Origin of the sequence: Mycobacterium sp. UM_Kg1, assembly GCF_000972925.1 — a bacterium.
In the GTDB taxonomy this organism is placed as follows: Bacteria; Actinomycetota; Actinomycetes; order Mycobacteriales; family Mycobacteriaceae; genus Mycobacterium; species Mycobacterium hiberniae.
In genome coordinates, this window is record NZ_JRMK01000015.1 from 26,318 (window position 1) to 44,493 (window position 18,176).

At 68.5% G+C, this 18,176-nt stretch carries 14 protein-coding genes and 1 pseudogene; 12 read left to right on the top strand and 3 right to left on the bottom strand.

The window, feature by feature from the left end; all coding sequences use genetic code 11:
• The first annotated feature begins 6 nt into the window (after positions 1-6).
• From LI92_RS04160 to LI92_RS04180, 5 genes are read left to right on the top strand one after another with little or no spacing between them, the layout of a single operon-like run.
• On the top strand, positions 7-1,419 hold the full coding sequence (locus LI92_RS04160; RefSeq protein ID WP_046316247.1) for a phosphomannomutase/phosphoglucomutase: 1,413 nt from the start codon (positions 7-9) through the stop codon (positions 1,417-1,419).
• Complete coding sequence (locus LI92_RS04165; RefSeq protein WP_046316250.1) at positions 1,416-2,534, top strand: hypothetical protein; 1,119 nt, start codon at positions 1,416-1,418, stop codon at positions 2,532-2,534. Before LI92_RS04160 ends, LI92_RS04165 begins: the two co-directional genes overlap by 4 nt.
• A gap of 8 nt (positions 2,535-2,542) precedes the next feature.
• Positions 2,543-3,796, top strand: coding sequence for a mannose-6-phosphate isomerase, class I (manA, locus tag LI92_RS04170; RefSeq protein WP_046316252.1), 1,254 nt, complete (start codon positions 2,543-2,545; stop codon positions 3,794-3,796).
• A gap of 1 nt (position 3,797) precedes the next feature.
• Positions 3,798-4,739: a cation diffusion facilitator family transporter gene (locus tag LI92_RS04175; protein WP_046316254.1), complete on the top strand. Its 942-nt coding sequence runs from the start codon at positions 3,798-3,800 to the stop codon at positions 4,737-4,739.
• 5 nt (positions 4,740-4,744) lie between these two features.
• On the top strand, positions 4,745-5,821 hold the full coding sequence (locus tag LI92_RS04180) for a type I-G CRISPR-associated protein Cas7 (RefSeq protein ID WP_046316280.1): 1,077 nt from the start codon (positions 4,745-4,747) through the stop codon (positions 5,819-5,821).
• 40 nt (positions 5,822-5,861) lie between these two features.
• Here the strand turns inward: LI92_RS04180 and LI92_RS04185 are convergent, their stop codons facing one another.
• From LI92_RS04185 to LI92_RS04195, 3 genes are read right to left on the bottom strand one after another with little or no spacing between them, the layout of a single operon-like run.
• A complete protein-coding gene (locus LI92_RS04185; protein WP_046316257.1) occupies positions 5,862-6,257 on the bottom strand; it encodes a PaaI family thioesterase in 396 nt (131 codons plus the stop codon).
• Positions 6,254-7,171: an alpha/beta fold hydrolase gene (locus LI92_RS04190; protein WP_046316259.1), complete on the bottom strand. Its 918-nt coding sequence runs from the start codon at positions 7,169-7,171 to the stop codon at positions 6,254-6,256. Before LI92_RS04190 ends, LI92_RS04185 begins: the two co-directional genes overlap by 4 nt.
• Positions 7,161-8,657: an adenylate/guanylate cyclase domain-containing protein gene (locus tag LI92_RS04195; RefSeq protein WP_046316282.1), complete on the bottom strand. Its 1,497-nt coding sequence runs from the start codon at positions 8,655-8,657 to the stop codon at positions 7,161-7,163. Before LI92_RS04195 ends, LI92_RS04190 begins: the two co-directional genes overlap by 11 nt.
• 390 nt (positions 8,658-9,047) lie before the next feature.
• On the opposite strand from LI92_RS04195, the gene alkX reads away from it, so the two are divergent.
• The 7 genes and pseudogenes from alkX to LI92_RS04230 all read left to right on the top strand — a co-directional run.
• The gene (gene alkX, locus LI92_RS04200; protein WP_152665325.1) at positions 9,048-9,674 is read left to right on the top strand and encodes a TetR family transcriptional regulator AlkX; all 627 of its coding nucleotides are present in this window, start codon (positions 9,048-9,050) and stop codon (positions 9,672-9,674) included.
• A 79-nt stretch (positions 9,675-9,753) separates the two neighbouring features.
• Complete coding sequence (ahcY, locus tag LI92_RS04205) at positions 9,754-11,211, top strand: adenosylhomocysteinase (RefSeq protein WP_046316261.1); 1,458 nt, start codon at positions 9,754-9,756, stop codon at positions 11,209-11,211.
• 88 nt (positions 11,212-11,299) lie between these two features.
• Complete coding sequence (locus LI92_RS04210) at positions 11,300-11,941, top strand: dTMP kinase (RefSeq protein ID WP_046316263.1); 642 nt, start codon at positions 11,300-11,302, stop codon at positions 11,939-11,941.
• A gap of 52 nt (positions 11,942-11,993) precedes the next feature.
• Entirely contained in the window at positions 11,994-12,680 is a 687-nt protein-coding gene (gene mtrA / locus LI92_RS04215) for a two-component system response regulator MtrA (RefSeq protein ID WP_046316266.1), read from the top strand.
• Between the two features lie 102 nt (positions 12,681-12,782).
• Positions 12,783-14,432 carry an MtrAB system histidine kinase MtrB gene (gene mtrB, locus LI92_RS04220; protein ID WP_046316268.1) on the top strand — a complete coding sequence of 550 codons (1,650 nt, stop codon included), beginning with the start codon at positions 12,783-12,785 and terminating at the stop codon, positions 14,430-14,432.
• Between the two features lie 26 nt (positions 14,433-14,458).
• The gene (gene lpqB / locus LI92_RS04225; protein WP_152665329.1) at positions 14,459-16,195 is read left to right on the top strand and encodes an MtrAB system accessory lipoprotein LpqB; all 1,737 of its coding nucleotides are present in this window, start codon (positions 14,459-14,461) and stop codon (positions 16,193-16,195) included.
• Positions 16,196-16,796: 601 nt separating this feature from the next.
• Positions 16,797-18,176 (top strand): annotated as a pseudogene (locus tag LI92_RS04230) (hypothetical protein); the annotation flags it as partial.

An 18,176-nucleotide genomic window follows, 5' to 3' on the forward strand; every position in this document is an offset into this window, starting at 1 on the left:
CTGTCCATGTCTCGGCCCGCTGCGGCTGTCCACCGTGTGATCAAGGCGTACGACGTACGTGGCCTGGTCGGTTCGGAGATCGATGAAACCCTCGTCACCGAGGTCGGGTCCTCTTTTGCCCGGCTGATGGCCGAGGAAGGCGCCCGGCAGGTGGTGATAGGCCACGACATGCGGGACAGTTCGCCGTCGTTGTCGGCGGCCTTCGCCGAGGGCGTGCTGGCCCGCGGCCTGGACGTGGTCCGGATCGGCCTGGCCTCCACCGACCAGCTCTACTTCGCCTCGGGGGCGCTGGACTGTCCGGGGGCGATGTTCACCGCCAGTCATAACCCCGCTGCCTACAACGGCATCAAGCTGTGTCGGGCGGGCGCCAAGCCGGTGGGCGCCGACACCGGTCTGGGCCGGATCCGCGACGAGCTGATCGCCGGTGTCGACACGGCCGGTGACGGCACCGTGCCGCGCGGCACCGTCACCGAACGCGACGTGCTGGCCGACTACGCGGCATTCCTGCACTCCCTGGTCGACATCTCCGGTCTGCGTCCGCTCAAAGTGGCCGTCGACGCCGGCAACGGCATGGCCGGCCACACCGCGCCGGCGGTATTCGGATCGGTCGGGGCGATCACGCTGCTGCCGCTGTATTTCGAACTCGACGGCAACTTTCCCAACCACGAGGCCAATCCGCTGGACCCGGCCAACCTCACCGATCTGCAGGCGTTCGTGCGCGAAAGCGGCGCTGATATAGGCCTGGCGTTCGACGGCGACGCCGACCGGTGTTTCGTGGTCGACGAGCGTGGCGAGCCGGTGTCGCCGTCAGCGGTGACCGGTCTGGTGGCCGCTCGCGAGCTGGCCCGCGAGCCCGGCGCCACGGTGATCCACAACCTGATCACCTCGCGTGCCGTGCCGGAACTGGTGGCCGAGCGCGGCGGCACGCCGCTGCGGTCGCGGGTCGGGCACTCCTTCATCAAGGCGCTGATGGCCGAGACCGGGGCCATCTTCGGCGGGGAGCACTCGGCGCACTACTATTTCCGGGACTTCTGGGGAGCCGACTCGGGCATGCTGGCCGCTCTGCACGTGCTGGCTGCCCTCGGTGAACAGCAACGACCGCTGTCGGAGCTGACGGCCGACTACCAGCGTTATGCGGCCTCGGGCGAGATCAACTTCACCCTTACTGATGGAGTCGAGGCGTCCGTTCTGGTGGACGCCGTGGTCTCCTCGTTCGGAGACCAGGTCGCTGTCGACCACCTCGACGGTGTGACCGTCGATCTGGGCGGGGGCCGCTGGTTCAACGTGCGCAGCTCCAACACCGAGCCGTTGTTGCGGCTCAACGTCGAGGCGCCCGATGCCGCCGCAGTGGACGCAGTGGTGGCCCAGGTCGCCGCGCAGATCGAGGCTGTCACCGCCGCGGAGAAGTCGGGGCCGTGACCGCTTTTTCCGGCTCATTCTCCACCGTCGACCTCGATGACACCGAGGCCCTGTTGGCCGCTGACCGCGACGGTGCGCTCTGGGCCGCGTCGATGGCCGGGGCCCAGGTGCGTGCTACCGCCGCTGCGGTCGACGAGGGCGTTCTGGACGGGCTGCGCGAGCAGAGCCGCAGTTATCCGCCCCGCACGATTATCTGGCTGTCCACCCGCGGCACCGCCGCAACCGCCGGCAGCCTGCTGGCCGCAGCCCGGGGCGACTCGGCCCGCGCACCGCTGGTCCTGGCCGCCGAGACCCCGGCCTGGATCGGGGCGCTGGATGTGCTGGTGGTCGCCGGCGATGACCCGGGGGATCCGGCGCTGGTCGCCGCTGCCGCGGCCGGGGTGCGACGCGGGGTACAGGTGGTGGTGGTCGCGCCCTACGAGGGCCCGTTGCGCGACGCCACCGCGGGGCGCGTCGCGGTGCTGGAGCCGCGGATCGCGGTGCCGGCGGAGTTCGGCCTCCCGCGCTACCTGGCCGCCGGGCTGGCCATCCTCGACGCCCTGGAGGGCGCGGACGCCCGTGCCGGAACCGCCCTGGCCGACGAACTCGACGCCGAGGCGCTGCGCAACAGTGCGGCGCGCGAGCTGTTCACCAACCCGGCCAAGATTCTGGCGGACCGCATCGTCGGCCGCGATGTTGCGCTGGCCGGTGACTGCGCGGCCACCCTGGCGCTGGCCCGCCACGGCAGTGCCGCGATGCTGGGGATCGGCCGGACCACGGTGGCCGCAGCCGGGCTGGCCGATGCCATGAACGCGGTGCGGGCCCGGTCCGCCGGCGGCCACGGTGCGGCCGACATCTTTCACGACGAGCAGATCGACGGTCCGGCCGGCGACCGGCTGCGGGTGCTGGCCCTGACACTGGCTGCCGAGCGTACGGTGGTGGCTGCCCGGATCAACGGCATGCATGATGTGGATCTGGTGGCGGCCGAGGACGTACCGCTGGCGCCGGGCGCCGTGGAGGAGGCGGCGGTGGGGACGGGGGCCCTGTCGCACAGCGGGCGGGCCGAACAAGAGCTTGCGGTGTTGGCCGTGCGGTTGGAGATGACGGCCGCCTACGTGCGACTTTTGCGGGGTTGACGGGAACAGTGGAACAGCTACGCGGCGCGATACGGACCTACGCCTGGGGCTCGAGGACCGCTATCGCCGAGTTCACCGGTCGGCCGGTTCCGGCGGCGCATCCCGAGGCCGAGCTGTGGCTGGGCGCGCACCCGGGGGATCCGGCCTGCCTGGAGACCGACACCGGCGAGGTGTCGCTGCTCAGCGTCTTGACCCGCGACCCGGAGGGTCAGCTGGGCCCGTTGGCCCAAGCCCGCTTCGGTGACCGGTTGCCGTTCCTGGTCAAGGTGCTGGCCGCTGACGAGCCGCTGTCCCTGCAGGCTCACCCCAGTGCCAAGCAGGCGATCGAGGGTTACGAACGCGAGGAGCGGCTGGGGGTGCCGGTGTCCTCGCCCATTCGCAACTACCGCGATACCAGCCATAAGCCGGAACTGCTGGTGGCGTTGCAGCCGTTCGAGGCGCTGGCCGGTTTCCGGCCGGTGGCGCGCACCATCGAGTTGCTGCGGGCGCTGGCGGTGTCGGACCTGGACCCGTTCATCGACCTGCTCGGCGGCCCGCCCGGCAGCGCCCCTGCCGCTGTGCAGTCCGATGCCGACGGTCTGCGGGCGCTGTTCACCACGTGGATCACCGCGCCCCAGCCCGACCTGGATGTCCTGGTGCCGGCGGTGCTCGAAGGGGCCATCCACTACCTCAGCTCCGATGCCGGCGAATTCGCCGCGGAGGCCAAGACGGTGCTCGAGCTCGGCGAACGGTATCCCGGGGATGCCGGGGTGCTGGCCTCGCTGCTGCTCAACCGGGTCAGCCTGGCGCCGGGAGAGGCCATCTTCGTATCGGCCGGAAATCTGCACACCTACCTGCACGGGGTGGGTCTTGAGGTGATGGCCAACTCCGACAACGTGTTGCGCGGCGGGTTGACCCCCAAGCACGTCGACGTTCCCGAGTTGCTGCGGGTACTGGATTTCACTCCGACCACCGAGGAGGCCCTGCGGCCGGCCACCTACACCGATGGACTGGAGGTGGTATACCAGACCCCCGCCGAGGAATTCGCGGTGTCGCGCCTGACGCTCGACGGCCCGCACCTGGGCCACGAGGTGGATGCGCCGGCGCGCCATGACGGCCCCCAGATCCTGCTGTGCACCGAAGGCTCCATCACGGTGCACGCCAAATCGAAGACGTTGACGTTGCGCCGCGGCGAGTCTGCCTGGGTGCCTTGCGATGACGGGCCGATCCGACTGCTGGCCCAGCAACCAGCCGCCCTGTTCCGGGCGACGATAGGCCTCTAGCGTGTCGTCGTCGGGCAGTACCAAGGCCATCGTCGCGGCCCTTGCGGCCAACGCCGGTATCGCGGTGGCGAAATTCACCGGGTACCTGATCACCGGTAGCGCCGCCATGCTCGCCGAGGCGGTGCATTCGGTGGCCGACACCTCCAACCAGGCGCTGCTGCTGTTGGGTCAGCGTGTCGCCACCAGGGCGCCGGATGCGCTGCACCCGTTCGGGCATGGCCGCAGCCGGTACTTCTGGTCGTTCGTGGTTGCGCTGGTGCTGTTCAGTCTGGGCTCGATGTTCGCGCTGTTCGAGGGGTACGAGAAGCTGCGCCACCCGGTCGAGTTGAGTTCGCCGATGGTGGCCATCGTGATCCTGGTGTTGGCGATCGGCATGGAGTCCTACAGCTTTCGCACCGCTGTGGTCGAGTCGCGCCCGCTGAAGGGCCGGGGAAGTTGGTGGCGTTTCCTTCGCGCCTCGCGCAATCCCGAGCTTCCGGTGGTGCTGCTGGAGGACACCGCCGCGCTGATCGGGCTGGTGCTCGCGCTGGCCGGCGTGGGACTGTCGGTGCTGACCGGCAACCCGGTGTGGGACAGCGTGGGAACCCTCGGGATCGGTGTGCTGCTCGGCGTGGTCGCCGTGTTCCTGATGGTCGAGATGCACAGTCTGCTGATCGGCGAGGGCGCCACCATTGCCGAGGACCGGGCCATTCGGGCGGCGCTGGAGAACACCGAGAACGTCACCCGTCTGATCCACATCCGCACCCAGTATCTGGGGCCGGACGAGATGCTGGTGGGTGCCAAGATCGCGGTGGTTCCCCAACTCGACCTGGCGGGGGTGGCGGCCACCATCGACGCCGCCGAAGCCAACATCCGCGCGGCCGTCCCGGCGGCGCTGGTCATCTATCTCGAGCCCGATCTGGACCGAACCCCTGTGCCAGACTCGGTGCAGCAGAAAGGTTGATCGCCGTGTCCAAACTGTCCTACCAGCAGCTCGCCGCCGCCTGCCAGGCCGGCGGGGGGAGCACCCTGAGCGTGTCCACCGAGCTGGCACCGGCCGGGGGCAGTCACGCCGCGATCCGCCCGGCTCGCGGCTCGGGGCGCTCGGCGTCAGCCGTTGCGACCCGATTGATCGACGGGTCGCCGACGGCGACGGTGCTCATCGACGACAACCACAGCCAGGTGCAGCGCGTCGAGGCCGCGATCCTGCAGGGCATTCGCGACCAGCATCCGACATTGAGCCGGGTGCCGCGCACCCAGGTCAGCTACGAGGGCGGTCGGCTGGTGTACACCGATCTCGAACTGCCGCAACGCATTTTCGACGGGCATTTTCTCGCCGGATCGATCGACGGCAAGCCTGCGATCACACACCCGGCCTACCGGGCGGCCCGCGAGAGCACCCTCGACAATGCCCGTACCCTGCTGCGGTTGAGTCCCGGCAGCCTGGCCTTCGGCGCGATCGACTCCACTCTCGGCACGGGGCAGAGCCGTTTCCGGGGGGTGCTGTCCGGCGAGATCATCGGAGTGCTCGTCGACGGGGCACCGGCGGATTCCCGTGCCCTGGCCGACACCGGCGTGTGCTGCAGCCGGATCATCCGCACCCAGGTGCTCAGCTTCGCCGCACTGCGGCAACTGCGATTCGACTGCGGTCCGGCCGGGGACGAGGCGTGCCGGGTGCTGTTGGCCGCCTATGTGCTGGCCGGGCTGACACGCGCCAACGCCGAACTGAGCATCCGGGCCAACTGCGATCTGGTGGAGGCGGGCCCCACCACGCTGCGACTCGACGCGCGCGACGGCGAGTTCGTCGAGTTGGAGGCGCCCTCGATCGCCGAGGCCGACATGCTGCTCGAGCGGGCTCTGCTCGAGGCATATCGGGAAGCCGACATCACCTGGCACGGCCAGGTGCTGAGCGTCACCGGCGACGCGGCCGCCTACGCCGCCGCCCAGAGCGGCGGAGCGCCGCAGGACGACGCCGCGGTGAATGCGCCGCGCAGGTTGCGGTTACCGCAATTCATCGAAGCTCGGCGCGCCGGCGCAGCCCGATAGGGCATAAGCCGGGCCGGGGCGCAGTCGCCACGCCCGGTGCTCAGCCGGGCAGTTCGATGGCCGCGAAATTCACCGTCGCCGTGGCGGCAAGCTGGTCGTCGTTGCCCCGGTAGATGTCGACCTGGACCACCACGGAACGCCGCCCCGTGCGCAGGATGGTTGCCACCGCGCGGGCGGGACCGATCGTGATCGGTCGCAGGTACCGGACGAACAGATCCGTGGTGGCAATACCGTTGCCGAACCGGGTGCTGCGCGCGGCCAGCTGACCGGCCGCCACATCCGCCATGGTGGCGATCAAACCGCCCTGTAGGCCGCCTGCGGTGTTGACCACCCGCTCGTCGACCGGCATCTGCAGAGTCAGGGTGCCGTCGGCCGACGGCACCTCGTGCAGACCGAGCTGATCGAACAACTCCCGGAGCGATTGGGGTGCGGTCACGTCGGTTCGACCGCGGTGTCCCAGGCCTGCAGCAGGGTGCACAGTATCTCTTCGGCGCGGCCCAGTCCGGCCAGATGACTCTCGCCGGGGATCGGGTAGAGCCGCGCATCGGGAAGCAGCGCCACCGCATGTTTGCCGTGCGAGAACGGCACGATGTGGTCGGCGTCGCCGTGCCACCAGTGCACCGGCACGTGCACGTCGCTGAGGCGAAAGCCCCACGGGCGGGCGAACAGGACGGCGTCGGCGATCGGGGCGGCGAGTTGCTTGCGGGAACCGTTGAGCAGGTCGTCGAGGAACATCGCCTTGAACTCCGGGCGGGACAGCATCTCGCGGTCACCGGCGGGGGACAGCCGGGCGTAGAGCTCCAGCGCCGGAGAGGCGACCGGGCGGACCATGCGGATCAGGCTGGCGGCCAGCATGCTGATCGGGCGTCCGGCGCGGTCGAGTACCGGTTCGGCGAGCCGGGCCAGCCGCATCAGGTTGCTGTCGATGGCCTCAGGGCCCACCGCCGGGGCAACGCCGCCCAGAATGCCGGCCGCCACCACCCGGTTGGGCATGGCCGCCGCGCACGCCAGCGTGTAGGGCCCGCCCCCGGACAGGCCGATGATCGCCATCTTGTCGATCCCGAGGGTGTCGGCCACGGTCCGCAGATCATCGGCGAACTCAGACACCGTCTCGTACTGGAAGGGAGTGGAGGAGCCGATGCCGGGCCGGTCCACTCCGATCAGGCGGATGTTGGCTTCGGTGGCATACAGCCGGGCCTCGACGGGAATCTGCCGCCGGGCGCCGGGCGTGCCGTGGAGCCAGAACATTGCCCGGCCCTGCGGTGCGCCGAACTCGGCGAATCCGAGCTGCCGGTCCTCTCCGACGGCGATGTTGCCCTCCATCTGAGGACGGGCGATCTCATAAGCCATCCTCGGAGTCTGACACGCGCGTGCCCGCCCGTTCACCCCCGGCCGCAGGCTCGGGGACCGGTGTCGACATTTCGGTGGGCTGCGTACGGCCGCGCAACGTCGCCGAGCCGTGGTGTGTCCAGCGCGCACGTTCGGCTTCGTCGGCTCGCTCGAGCGCGGTCGCCGAGCACAACACCCGGGCCGCGACGGCCTTGGCGCGGTCGGCCAGCCGGGCGGCCTCGTTGACGGCATCGCCGACCACGGTGTACTCGTAACGGTTCTCGCTGCCGATGTTTCCGGCGAACACCGGCCCCGCCGAGACGCCGATCCCGAAGTCCACCAGTGGCAGCCGGCGAAGCCTGGCGATCAGGGTGCGGGCGGTGGCAAGCGCGGCCCCGGCCGCCCCGTCAGACGGGACGGGCGCGCCGAACACCGCCAGGGCCGCGTCACCCTGAAACTTGTTGATCGAGCCGCGCTGGGCGTCGACCGCGTCCACCACGATGCGGAAAAAGTCATTCAGCACCTCGGCGACCTCGTCCGGGGGATGGGTGGCGGCCAGTTCGGTGGAGCCCACCAGATCGATGAACAGAATCGCCGCCTCCTGCACGCAACCGGACAGCGCGAGCTCTTGTTCCACCGCAAGCCGGGCGACATCGGAGCCCACGTGCCGGCCGAACAGGTCCTGGAGCCGGTCGCGTTCGGCGAGCCCGGCGACCATGCGATTGAAACCGGTCTGCAACCGGCCGATCTCGGACTGCTCGTAGACACCGACCGAGGTGGTCATCTCGCCGTGCTCGACGCGGGCCATCGCGTTGACGACCTCTCCGACCGGATCGGAGATCGAGCGCGACACCAGAATCATCGCGCGCACACCCAGCAGCACCGCCACGACGCACAGCACCAGTACGGGTATCTCCACCGACGACTCCGGGTCGATGATCCAGCCCATCCGCCGGCAGACGATCAGTGCGATGATCGCCGCCGACGGCAGCGCGCAGGTGATGAACCACATGGTCACCAGTCGGGCCAGCACGCCGGGGGCGGTCGCGCGCACGTGAGAGCCGTGCCAGGCGGCGGCCACGATCGGCCGCAGTGTCCGCTGGGTGAACAGCATGCTGGTGCTCACCGACGCGGCGCCGCCGAACACGATGATGGTGGCCAGCAGAGCGAGCAGCCCCGCATTCTGCGAGCGGCTTGCCGCCAAGCCGACGATTCCACCGATCAGCCAGGTGCCCAGGACGATCGCCGACTGCCGGTGCAGGAGGTTGCCGGCGAAGCGCCGTTGTTCGCGATCCGGCTGGACCCCGGCGCTGTACCAACGCACCGACGGCGCGATGCTTGCGCTTCCCAGAGCGATCACCGAGAGGGTGCCCAGGGAGACCAGCGCCACCACCGTCACCACATTCGGCCACGACAGCAGGGTGGAGTCGGTCAGTGGGGTCTCCCCGTTGAGCGACACCACCACGGCGATCGCCTCGGCGCTGGTGAGCAGGTGTGCGAAGGCCAGCCCGGCCGCGTAGTCGCGGACCCGCACGGGGGTACGTGGCCGCGCGCCTGCGCTCGAACCTGCAGTCGTCATCGCGGTGGAGCCCATCCCTGAGTGCGTTGTGCTCTCAAGGTATACGGATGCCGCGGAACGTGACGTGCCGCCTGGGATATACAAAATGATGTTGAATGTCTAGACAACAGACGTTTCCATCTGTAGTGTCCAGCCTTGACAGTGATTCAGCTCACAGGAGTGGGTGTGAGGGGACGCCCAATCCGCGGAGATGTGGCGGGACAAGAGCGTTGGGAGTCGAAGATGTCCGCACGAAACGGTGTTGAACGCGCGTGGTTCGGCGGCGCCGCGCAGCGCGTTGGCGAGCAGGATGGCGCGATGAGCGGCAGCGTCGGTGTGATGCCAGCTAATCTCGCGGTCGTGAAACGAATCCCCTACGCCGAGGCATCCCGGGCGCTGCTGCGCGACTCGGTGCTCGACGCGATGCGGGACCTGCTGACCAGCCGGGACTGGTCGTCGATCACGCTGGCCGCGGTGGCGCAGGCGGCCGGTGTCAGTCGCCAGACCATCTACAACGAATTCGGTTCCCGCCAGGGCTTGGCGCAGGGCTACGCGCTCAGGCTGGCCGATCGGCTCGTCGACGCCGTCGAGGACGCCATCTATCGCAATGTCGGCGATGTGCACGCGGCGCTGTTGGAGGCGTTCCGGACCTTCTTCACCGAGTCGGCCGTCGACCCGTTGGTGATCTCGCTGCTGACTGGCGTCGCCAAGCCCGATCTGCTGCAGATCATCACGACCGACAGCGGCCCGATCATCACCCGTTGCTCGCAGCGTCTCACGTCGTCGTTCATGCACAGCTGGGTCAAGGCCACCGAGGAAGACGCCGGGATTCTGTCCCGGGCCGTGGTGCGGCTGGCCATCAGCTATGTCTCGATGCCCCCGGAAGCCGACCACGATGTCGCTGCTGACCTGGCCCGATTGTTCACCCCCGCGGTCGAGACTTACGGTGTTATCGACACCGAATGACCCGCCCGAGCGGTCTGCGGCCTGCGCCGGTAGCTTGTAGCGGAGCCAATTTCACCGAATCCTTAACGGGGGCGTACTGATGAGTTTGACCGCGGACAGCCGTAACGGAATCGACTTCAAGGTCGCCGACCTGTCGCTGGCCGAGTTCGGCCGCAAGGAGATCCGTCTGGCCGAGCACGAGATGCCGGGCCTGATGGCCCTGCGGCAGGAGTACCACGGGGTCAACCCGCTCAAGGGCGCCCGCGTCACCGGCTCGTTGCACATGACCATCCAGACCGCGGTGCTCATCGAGACCCTGGTCGACCTCGGTGCCGAGGTCCGGTGGGCCTCCTGCAACATCTTCTCCACCCAGGACCACGCCGCCGCCGCGGTCGTCGTCGGGCCGCACGGCACCGTTGAGGAGCCCAAGGGCACCCCGGTCTTCGCCTGGAAGGGCGAGACGCTCGAGGAGTACTGGTGGTGCGCTGAGCAGGCCCTGACCTGGGAGGGCGAGCCGGCCAACATGATCCTTGACGACGGTGGTGACGCCACCATGATGGTGCTGCGCGGCGCCCAGTACGAGAAGGCCGGCGTGGTCCCGCCCGCAGAGGAGGACGACTCCGCAGAGTGGAAGGTCTTCCTGGACCGGCTGCGGGAGGGCTACGAGAACGACAAGAACAAGTGGACCACGATCGCCGCGTCGGTCAAGGGTGTCACCGAGGAGACCACCACCGGCGTGCTGCGCCTGTACCAGCTGGCTGCCGCGGGTGAGCTGGTGTTCCCGGCGATCAACGTCAACGACTCGGTCACCAAGAGCAAGTTCGACAACAAGTACGGCTGCCGGCACTCGCTGATCGACGGCATCAACCGGGGCACCGACGTGCTCATCGGCGGCAAGAAGGCGTTGGTCTGCGGCTACGGCGACGTCGGCAAGGGCAGCGCGGAGTCGCTGGCCGGCCAGGGCGCGCGGGTGACCGTCACCGAGATCGACCCGATCAACGCACTGCAGGCCCTGATGGACGGATTCGACGTCAAGACGGTCGAACAGGCCATCGCCGAGGCCGACATCGTGGTCACCACCACCGGCAACAAGGACATCATCACCCTCGAGCACATGAAGTCGATGAAAGACCAGGCCATCCTGGGCAACATCGGCCACTTCGACAACGAGATCCAGATGGCCGCGCTGGAGAAGTCGGGTGCCCACAAGCTCAACATCAAGCCGCAGGTCGACCAGTGGACCTTCCCCGACACCGGTAAATCGATCATCGTGCTGTCCGAGGGCCGGCTGCTGAACCTGGGCAACGCCACCGGGCACCCGTCGTTCGTGATGAGCAACAGCTTCTCCAACCAGGTGATCGCTCAGATCGAGCTGTGGACCAAGGGCGACGAGTACGACAACGAGGTCTACCGGCTGCCCAAGCACCTCGACGAGAAGGTGGCCCGCATCCACGTCGAGGCCCTGGGCGGCACGTTGACCAAGCTCACCAAGGAGCAGGCCGAGTACATCGGCGTCGACGTCGAAGGCCCGTACAAGCCGGACCACTACCGTTACTGATCCCTTTCCGCGCGAGCAGACGCAGAATCGCACCATGGGTTATCCATGCGTGCGATTCTGCGTCTGCTCGTCGGATTAGGCTCGGCGCGTGCTGATCGCGATAGAGGGCGTGGACGGCGCCGGCAAGAACACCTTGTCGCAGGGGCTGCGCGCAGCCTTCGAACACGCCGGTCAGACGGTGGCCACCTTGTCCTTCCCGCGCTACGGCGACTCGGTGACCGCGGATGTGGCCGCCGAGGCGCTGCGGGGCGGTCACGGCGACCTGGCCGACTCCGTCTACGCCATGGCGATGCTCTTCGCCTTAGACCGTGCCGGAGCCAAGGAGCGGATTGCGTCCCTGCGCGCCGCCAACGACGTGGTGATCCTCGACCGTTACGTCGCCTCCAGCGCCGCCTACAGTGCGGCGCGCCTGCATCAGGACGCCACCGGCGAGGTGGTGGCGTGGGTGCGAGAGCTGGAGTTCGGCCGGCTCGGCCTACCCACACCGGACTGTCAGGTGCTCCTCGACGTCCCGGCGGAGTTGGCCGCGCAGCGCGCCCGGCACCGCGAGGATCGCGACGCCGCACGCGCCCGGGACAGCTACGAGCGTGACGACGGCCTGCAGCGGCGCACCGGAGAGGTATACCGCGGTTTGGCAGGGGCGGGGTTCGGCGGACGCTGGCAGGTAGTCGGCCCGACGGTCGATCCGGCCGCTCTGGCGGCTGCTGTGACGGCGGAAAGGCACGGGTAACTCTGCGAAACGCCCGTGTGATAGCCGCGTTTTGTCTCAATCTGGTGACACCATGTACGGCATGAGGCAAAGGATCCTTGTCGTCGACGACGACGCGTCGCTGGCCGAGATGCTCACCATTGTGTTGCGTGGGGAGGGTTTCGACACCGCGGTCGTCGGTGATGGCACTCAGGCGCTGACCGCGGTGCACGAGCTTCGGCCCGACCTGGTGTTGTTGGACCTGATGCTGCCCGGAATGAACGGCATCGACGTCTGCCGGGTGTTGCGTAAGGACTCTGGTGTGCCGATCGTGATGCTCACCGCCAAGACCGACACCGTTGACGTGGTGCTCGGGCTGGAATCGGGTGCTGACGACTACATCATGAAGCCCTTCAAGCCCAAGGAGTTGGTGGCCCGGGTCCGCGCCCGGCTGCGCCGCAACGACGACGAGCCGGCGGAGCTGCTCTCGATCGCCGACATCGACATTGACGTGCCGGCGCACAAGGTGAGCCGGGCCGGCGAACAGATCTCGCTGACCCCCCTGGAGTTCGACCTGCTGGTGGCGCTGGCACGCAAGCCGCGGCAGGTGTTTACTCGTGAGGTGCTTCTCGAACAGGTCTGGGGATACCGCCATCCGGCGGACACCCGACTGGTGAACGTGCACGTCCAGCGCCTGCGGGCGAAGGTGGAGCAAGATCCGGAGAACCCGACTGTGGTGTTGACCGTCCGAGGAGTGGGTTACAAGGCCGGACCTCCGTGATCCCCGCCGGGGAGAAGCGCAGGTGATCCTCGCTTCTCCGACGGGGCGCCGCGCCGGTGATGCTGTGGGGGTACCTCCCGTCTGCGGGGGAGAGAAACGCACGTGATCTTCAGTTCCAGACGACGCCCCCGACGGCCGGGACCGCTGCTGCTCGGTGTGAATACCGTGCGCCGCGCGGTGCAGGCCGCCTGGCGTCGTTCCCTGCAGCTGCGGGTGGTGGTGCTGACGCTCGGGCTGTCGGCCGTGGTGATCTTGGGCCTGGGCTTTGTGCTGACCAGCCAGATCACCGATCGCGTGCTCGACGTCAAGGTCCGGGCAGCCACCGAACAGATCGGGCGGGCGCGGGTCACCGCCGGCGAGATAGTCGGGGGTGAGGAGGCCCGCTCGCTGAGCTCGAGTCTGCAGCTGGCACGCAACACGCTGATGTCCAAGACCGACCCGGCTGCCGGCAGCGGAACCGCCGGCGCATTCGACGCGGTACTGGTGGTGCCCGGCGAGGGCCCGCGTGCGGCGACCTCCGCGGGCCCGGTGGACCAGGTCCCGCCCGCGCTGCGCGAATTCGTCAAGGCCGGCCAGGTCAGCTACCAGTACGCCACCGTCCACGTCGAGGGCTTCTCCGGTCCGGCCCTGGTGATCGGGACCCCGACGACGTCGCGGATCACCAACCTGGAGCTGTACCTGATCTATCCGCTGGGCACCGAACGCAACACGATCAGCATGGTGCGCGGCACCATCGCCACCGGTGGCCTGGTGCTGCTGGTACTGCTGGCCGGTGTCGCCCTGCTGGTGTCGCGACAGGTGGTGCTGCCGGTGCGGTCCGCCTCCCGGATCGCCGAGCGGTTCGCCGAGGGACACCTGTCTGAGCGGATGCCGGTGCGCGGCGAAGACGACATGGCCCGGCTGGCGGTGTCGTTCAACGACATGGCCGAGAGCCTGTCTCGCGAGATCACCCAGCTTGAGGAGTTCGGCAATCTGCAGCGCCGGTTCACCTCCGACGTCAGTCACGAATTGCGTACCCCGCTTACCACGGTGCGGATGGCCGCCGACCTGATCCACGACCACAGTGACGATCTCGAACCCTCGCTGCGGCGTTCGACCGAGTTGCTGGTCAGCGAGCTGGACCGTTTCGAGTCGCTGCTCAACGATCTGCTCGAGATCTCCCGCCACGACGCCGGCGTGGCAGAGCTGTCCGTGGAGTCGGTGGACCTGCGGTCGACGGTCAACAGCGCACTGGAGAACGTGGGGCATCTGGCCGCCGACGCCGACGTTGCGCTCAAGGTGGACATGCCTGCGGAGCCGGTGATCGCTGAGGTCGACCCGCGCCGGGTCGAACGCATCCTGCGCAACCTGATCGCCAACGCCGTCGACCACGCCGAACGCAAGCCCGTGGTGATCCGAATGGCCGCCGACGTCGATACGGTGGCGGTGACGGTGCGCGACCACGGAGTGGGGTTGCGGCCGGGTGAGGAGAAGCTGGTGTTCAGCCGATTCTGGCGCGCCGACCCCTCTCGGGTGCGGCGCTCCGGCGGGACCGGGCTGGGACTGGCGATCAGCGTGGAAGACGCCCGGCTGCATCAGGGCCGACTGGAGGCCTGGGGCGAACCGGGCAAGGGGGCCTGTTTCCGCCTCACCCTGCCGCTGGTGCGCGGACACAAGGTGACCACCAGCCCGCTGCCGATGAAACCGGTGAGCCCCGCTGAGCGGCGTGAGCGCCGTCAGCGCGCCCGCGAGCACGCGGAGAGGATCGGATGATGCGCCGCATCCGTACGGCGGTGCTGATGCTGGCCGTGAACGCGGTGGTCCTCGCGCTCGCGGGGTGCGCCGGGGTGCCCAGCAATTCGGCGCCGCAGGCTGTCGGCACGGTCGAATCGCCGCCGCCGTCGGTGTTGCCCAAACCCACCCCGGGTATGGATCCCGACGTTCTGCTGAGGGAATTTCTCAAGGCGACTGCCGATCCGGCCAACCGGCACCGCGCGGCGCGGCAGTTCCTCACGCAGGAGGCGTCCGACTCCTGGGACGACGCCGGCAGCGCCCTGCTGATCGACAACGTGGTGTTCGTCGAGACGCGCAGCGCCGGACGGGTGGCGGTCAGCATGCGCGCCGACATCCTGGGGTCCCTGTCGGACATGGGGGTGTTCGAGACCGCCGAGGGGGCGCTGCCCACCCCCGAGCCGATCGAACTGCTCAAGACTTCCGACGGGTGGCGCATCGACCGGCTGCCCAACGGAGTCTTCCTGGACTGGCAGCAGTTCCAGGCCACCTACAAGCGCAATACGCTCTACTTCGTCGACCCGACGGGTAAGACCGTGGTTCCCGACCCGCGCTACGTCGCGGTTTCCGACCCCGACCAGCTCGCGACCGAGCTGGTGTCCAAGCTGATCGCCGGCCCGCGACCGGAGATGGCCGGGGTGCGCAACTTGTTGTCGGCGCCGGTTCGGCTACGCGGGCCGGTGACCCGCGCCGATGGCGGCAAGAGCGGGGTGGGTCGAGGCTATGGCGGGGCCAAGATCGACCTGGACAGCTTGTCGACCACCGACCCCAACACCAGAAAATTGCTTGCCGCGCAACTGATCTGGACGCTCAACCGGGCCGACATCAAGGGGCCCTATGTGATCGACGCCGACGGTGCGGCGCTCGACGACAGGTTTCCCAACGGGTGGACGACCTCGGACGTGGCCACCACCGACCCGGGTGCCTCCGACGGTGCCGGCGCCGGGATTCACGCACTGGTGGGCGGATCGCTGCTGGTCCTCGACGGCCAGCAGGCCAACCGCGTGCCCGGGGCGTTCGGGCGGGAGCCCGATCAGGAGTCGTCCGCGCTGTCGCGCAACGGGCGCCAGGTCGCATCGGTGGTGGTTCACCCCGGTGATCCGGAGTCCACGTTGTGGATCGGCGACCTCGGCGGCGAGGCCGTGCAGGCAGCGGAGGGCCACACCCTGTCGCGGCCGAGTTGGTCGCTGGACGAGGCGGTCTGGGTGGTGGTCGACGGCAACAACGTGCTGCGGGCCATCCAGGAGGTGGCAACCGGCCGGCCGGCCCGGATTCCGGTCGACTCCGGGGCGGTTTCGGCGCGATTCCCCGGCCCGATCAGCGAGCTGCAGCTGTCCCGGGACGGCACCCGGGCGGCCATGGTGATCGGCGGCCAGGTGATCCTGGCCGGCGTGGAGCAGATGCCTGGCGGCCAGTTCACCCTGCACTACCCCCGTCGACTGGGTTTCGGGCTCGGCTCCTCGGCGGTATCGCTGAGCTGGCGCACCGGTGACGACATCGTGGTGAGCCGGTCGGATCCCAAACATCCGGTGTCCTACGTCAACATCGACGGGGTGAACTCCGATGCGCCCAGCGGCAATCTGCAGCCCCCGGTGAGCACCATCGTCGCCGATCCCTCGACGGTGTATGTGGCCGATCCGCGTGGCGTGCTGGCGCTGTCGTCGGCAGCGGCCGAGGACGAGCAGAGCTGGTCGCCGATCGGGCCGTTCATGGTCGGCGGCGCGGTCCCGGTACTGCCGGGTTAAGCCGCCAGCAGCGCCGCCATCCGTCCACACGTGTGAATTATCTGTGTAAAAGCCGTGGAAACTGCCGGTCTCTGACGGTGTCAAGGTGCCGAAGCCGAGTTGCGCGGTGGGGAGTGTCGGGCCCGCCGGCCTTCGTCCTGGCCCCGGAGATAAGTGTCTTATCGCCCGCCTGAATTGGCGCAACGGCAGTTCGGGCGCCAAAAATTTCGGCCCAGACGCGGGCCTGTCTGCATTCACGACCGAACTAATTGCAATTGTCCGACATGGCGGGGGTTGCCACCGCTTCAGCGCGGGAAGTCGGGCCATGTCCGCTGGAAAAGGCAGGGTTTGGTGGCCCTGCACTGGGGGCCGTTGAGACGGCGGCTGGTCTCAAAAGGCGCCGATGATCCACCAAATTTACAATTCACGCATTCTGTGACCCGCCGAGTTGGCGATGTAAAGAGACTGGACACCGGCCTCATGCAAAAATCACGGAATGATAACGAATCAATCACGGAGAAGTAACAATGGCTAATTCAGCATCAACCTAAGAATCGGCTGTGCCATACGCTGCCGAAATCCGAGTCGCCGACCAGGCCGGCCCCGACGTCAGGAGCGGATCATGCGACAGGCCCTTCGTCCGTACATCACGACCGGGGCCGTGCTCTTCGGCGCCAGCGTCATCACCGTCGCACCGATCACGCCGCTGCCATCTGACGTCCAGACGCGGCCCGTGACGCTGGCCGGGGACACGGCAGACATCATCGGGCCCTACCAGGACCTCTACGCCAACACCCTGGCCAACGTGCAGGCCATGAACCAGCAGTGGCTTGCCCAGCCGTTTCCGGTACTGCAACAGATCGTCACCAACTGGACGGGCTATCTGGAGCAGCTCAGCGCCGATCCGCAGTCGATCGGTGGCGTGCTGGAGAACATCTCCAACAATGTGCAGCAGGTGAGCAGCCTTCTGGCGACCCTGCTCCCGGTGATCGGTGCCCAGATCCTGCCGCTGCCGGCGCCGATATCGGTGGACCTCTCGGTGCCGCTGGCCATGTTGATCGCCGGTCTCGGGCCGACGGTGGCCACCCTCAACGAGCTGAACGGAATCATCGGCACCATCCAGGCGGCCACCGATCCGCAGGACGTCCTCACCGCGCTGCTGACCGCCCCGGCCCACTTGCTGAACGCCTACCTCAACGGCTCGGACAACCTCGATGTGCTGGGCGTGAGCATCCCGGCGTTCAACGGGTTGCTGGTTCCCACGCAGACCCTCGACACTCAGCTGCCCGTCGGAGAACTGCTGACCCAGCTCGATGGACTGCTCGGCGGCCTGGGCACGGTGCTCAACGCCTTGGGCGGCGACGACATCGACCTGGGCGGAGTGCTCGACCACGTGCTGACCACACCGCTACCGGGGCTGCTGGGTGACCTCGGGCTCGGCAGCATGACCCTGGGCGGCCTGCTCGACGGTGTCGGAATGGGCGGCCTGGGTCTCGATCAGGTGCTGGGGACCTTCGGGTTGGGGGACGTGACGCTGCCCGACGTGCTGGGCGACCTGGGATTGGGCGGCCTGACGCTGGGCGGCCTGCTGGGCGGCGTGGGCCTGAACGGCGTGATGTTGGGCGACCTGCTGGCCGACGTCGGCATGGGGGATATGACGTTGACGGGGCTGCTGGGTGGCGTGGGCCTGGGCGACACCACGTTGGCCGAACTCTTGAACGATGTCGGAGTGGGTGACACGCCACTGTCGGAGCTGCTGGCAGATGTGGGCCTGGGCGGTGCTGGGCTGGCCGGGCTGATGGAAGACCTGGGACTGGGAGACCTGACGCTGGTCGGCTTGTTGGAAGGCGTCGGGCTGGGTGACCTCACGCTGCCCGCCCTGCTCGGTGGCGCCGGGCTGGGGCACATCACGTTGCCCGGGCTGCTGGACGGCGTCGGGTTGGGCGACACCACTTTGGTCGGCTTGCTGGACGGGGTGGGCTTGGGCGGTCTGGACGTCGGG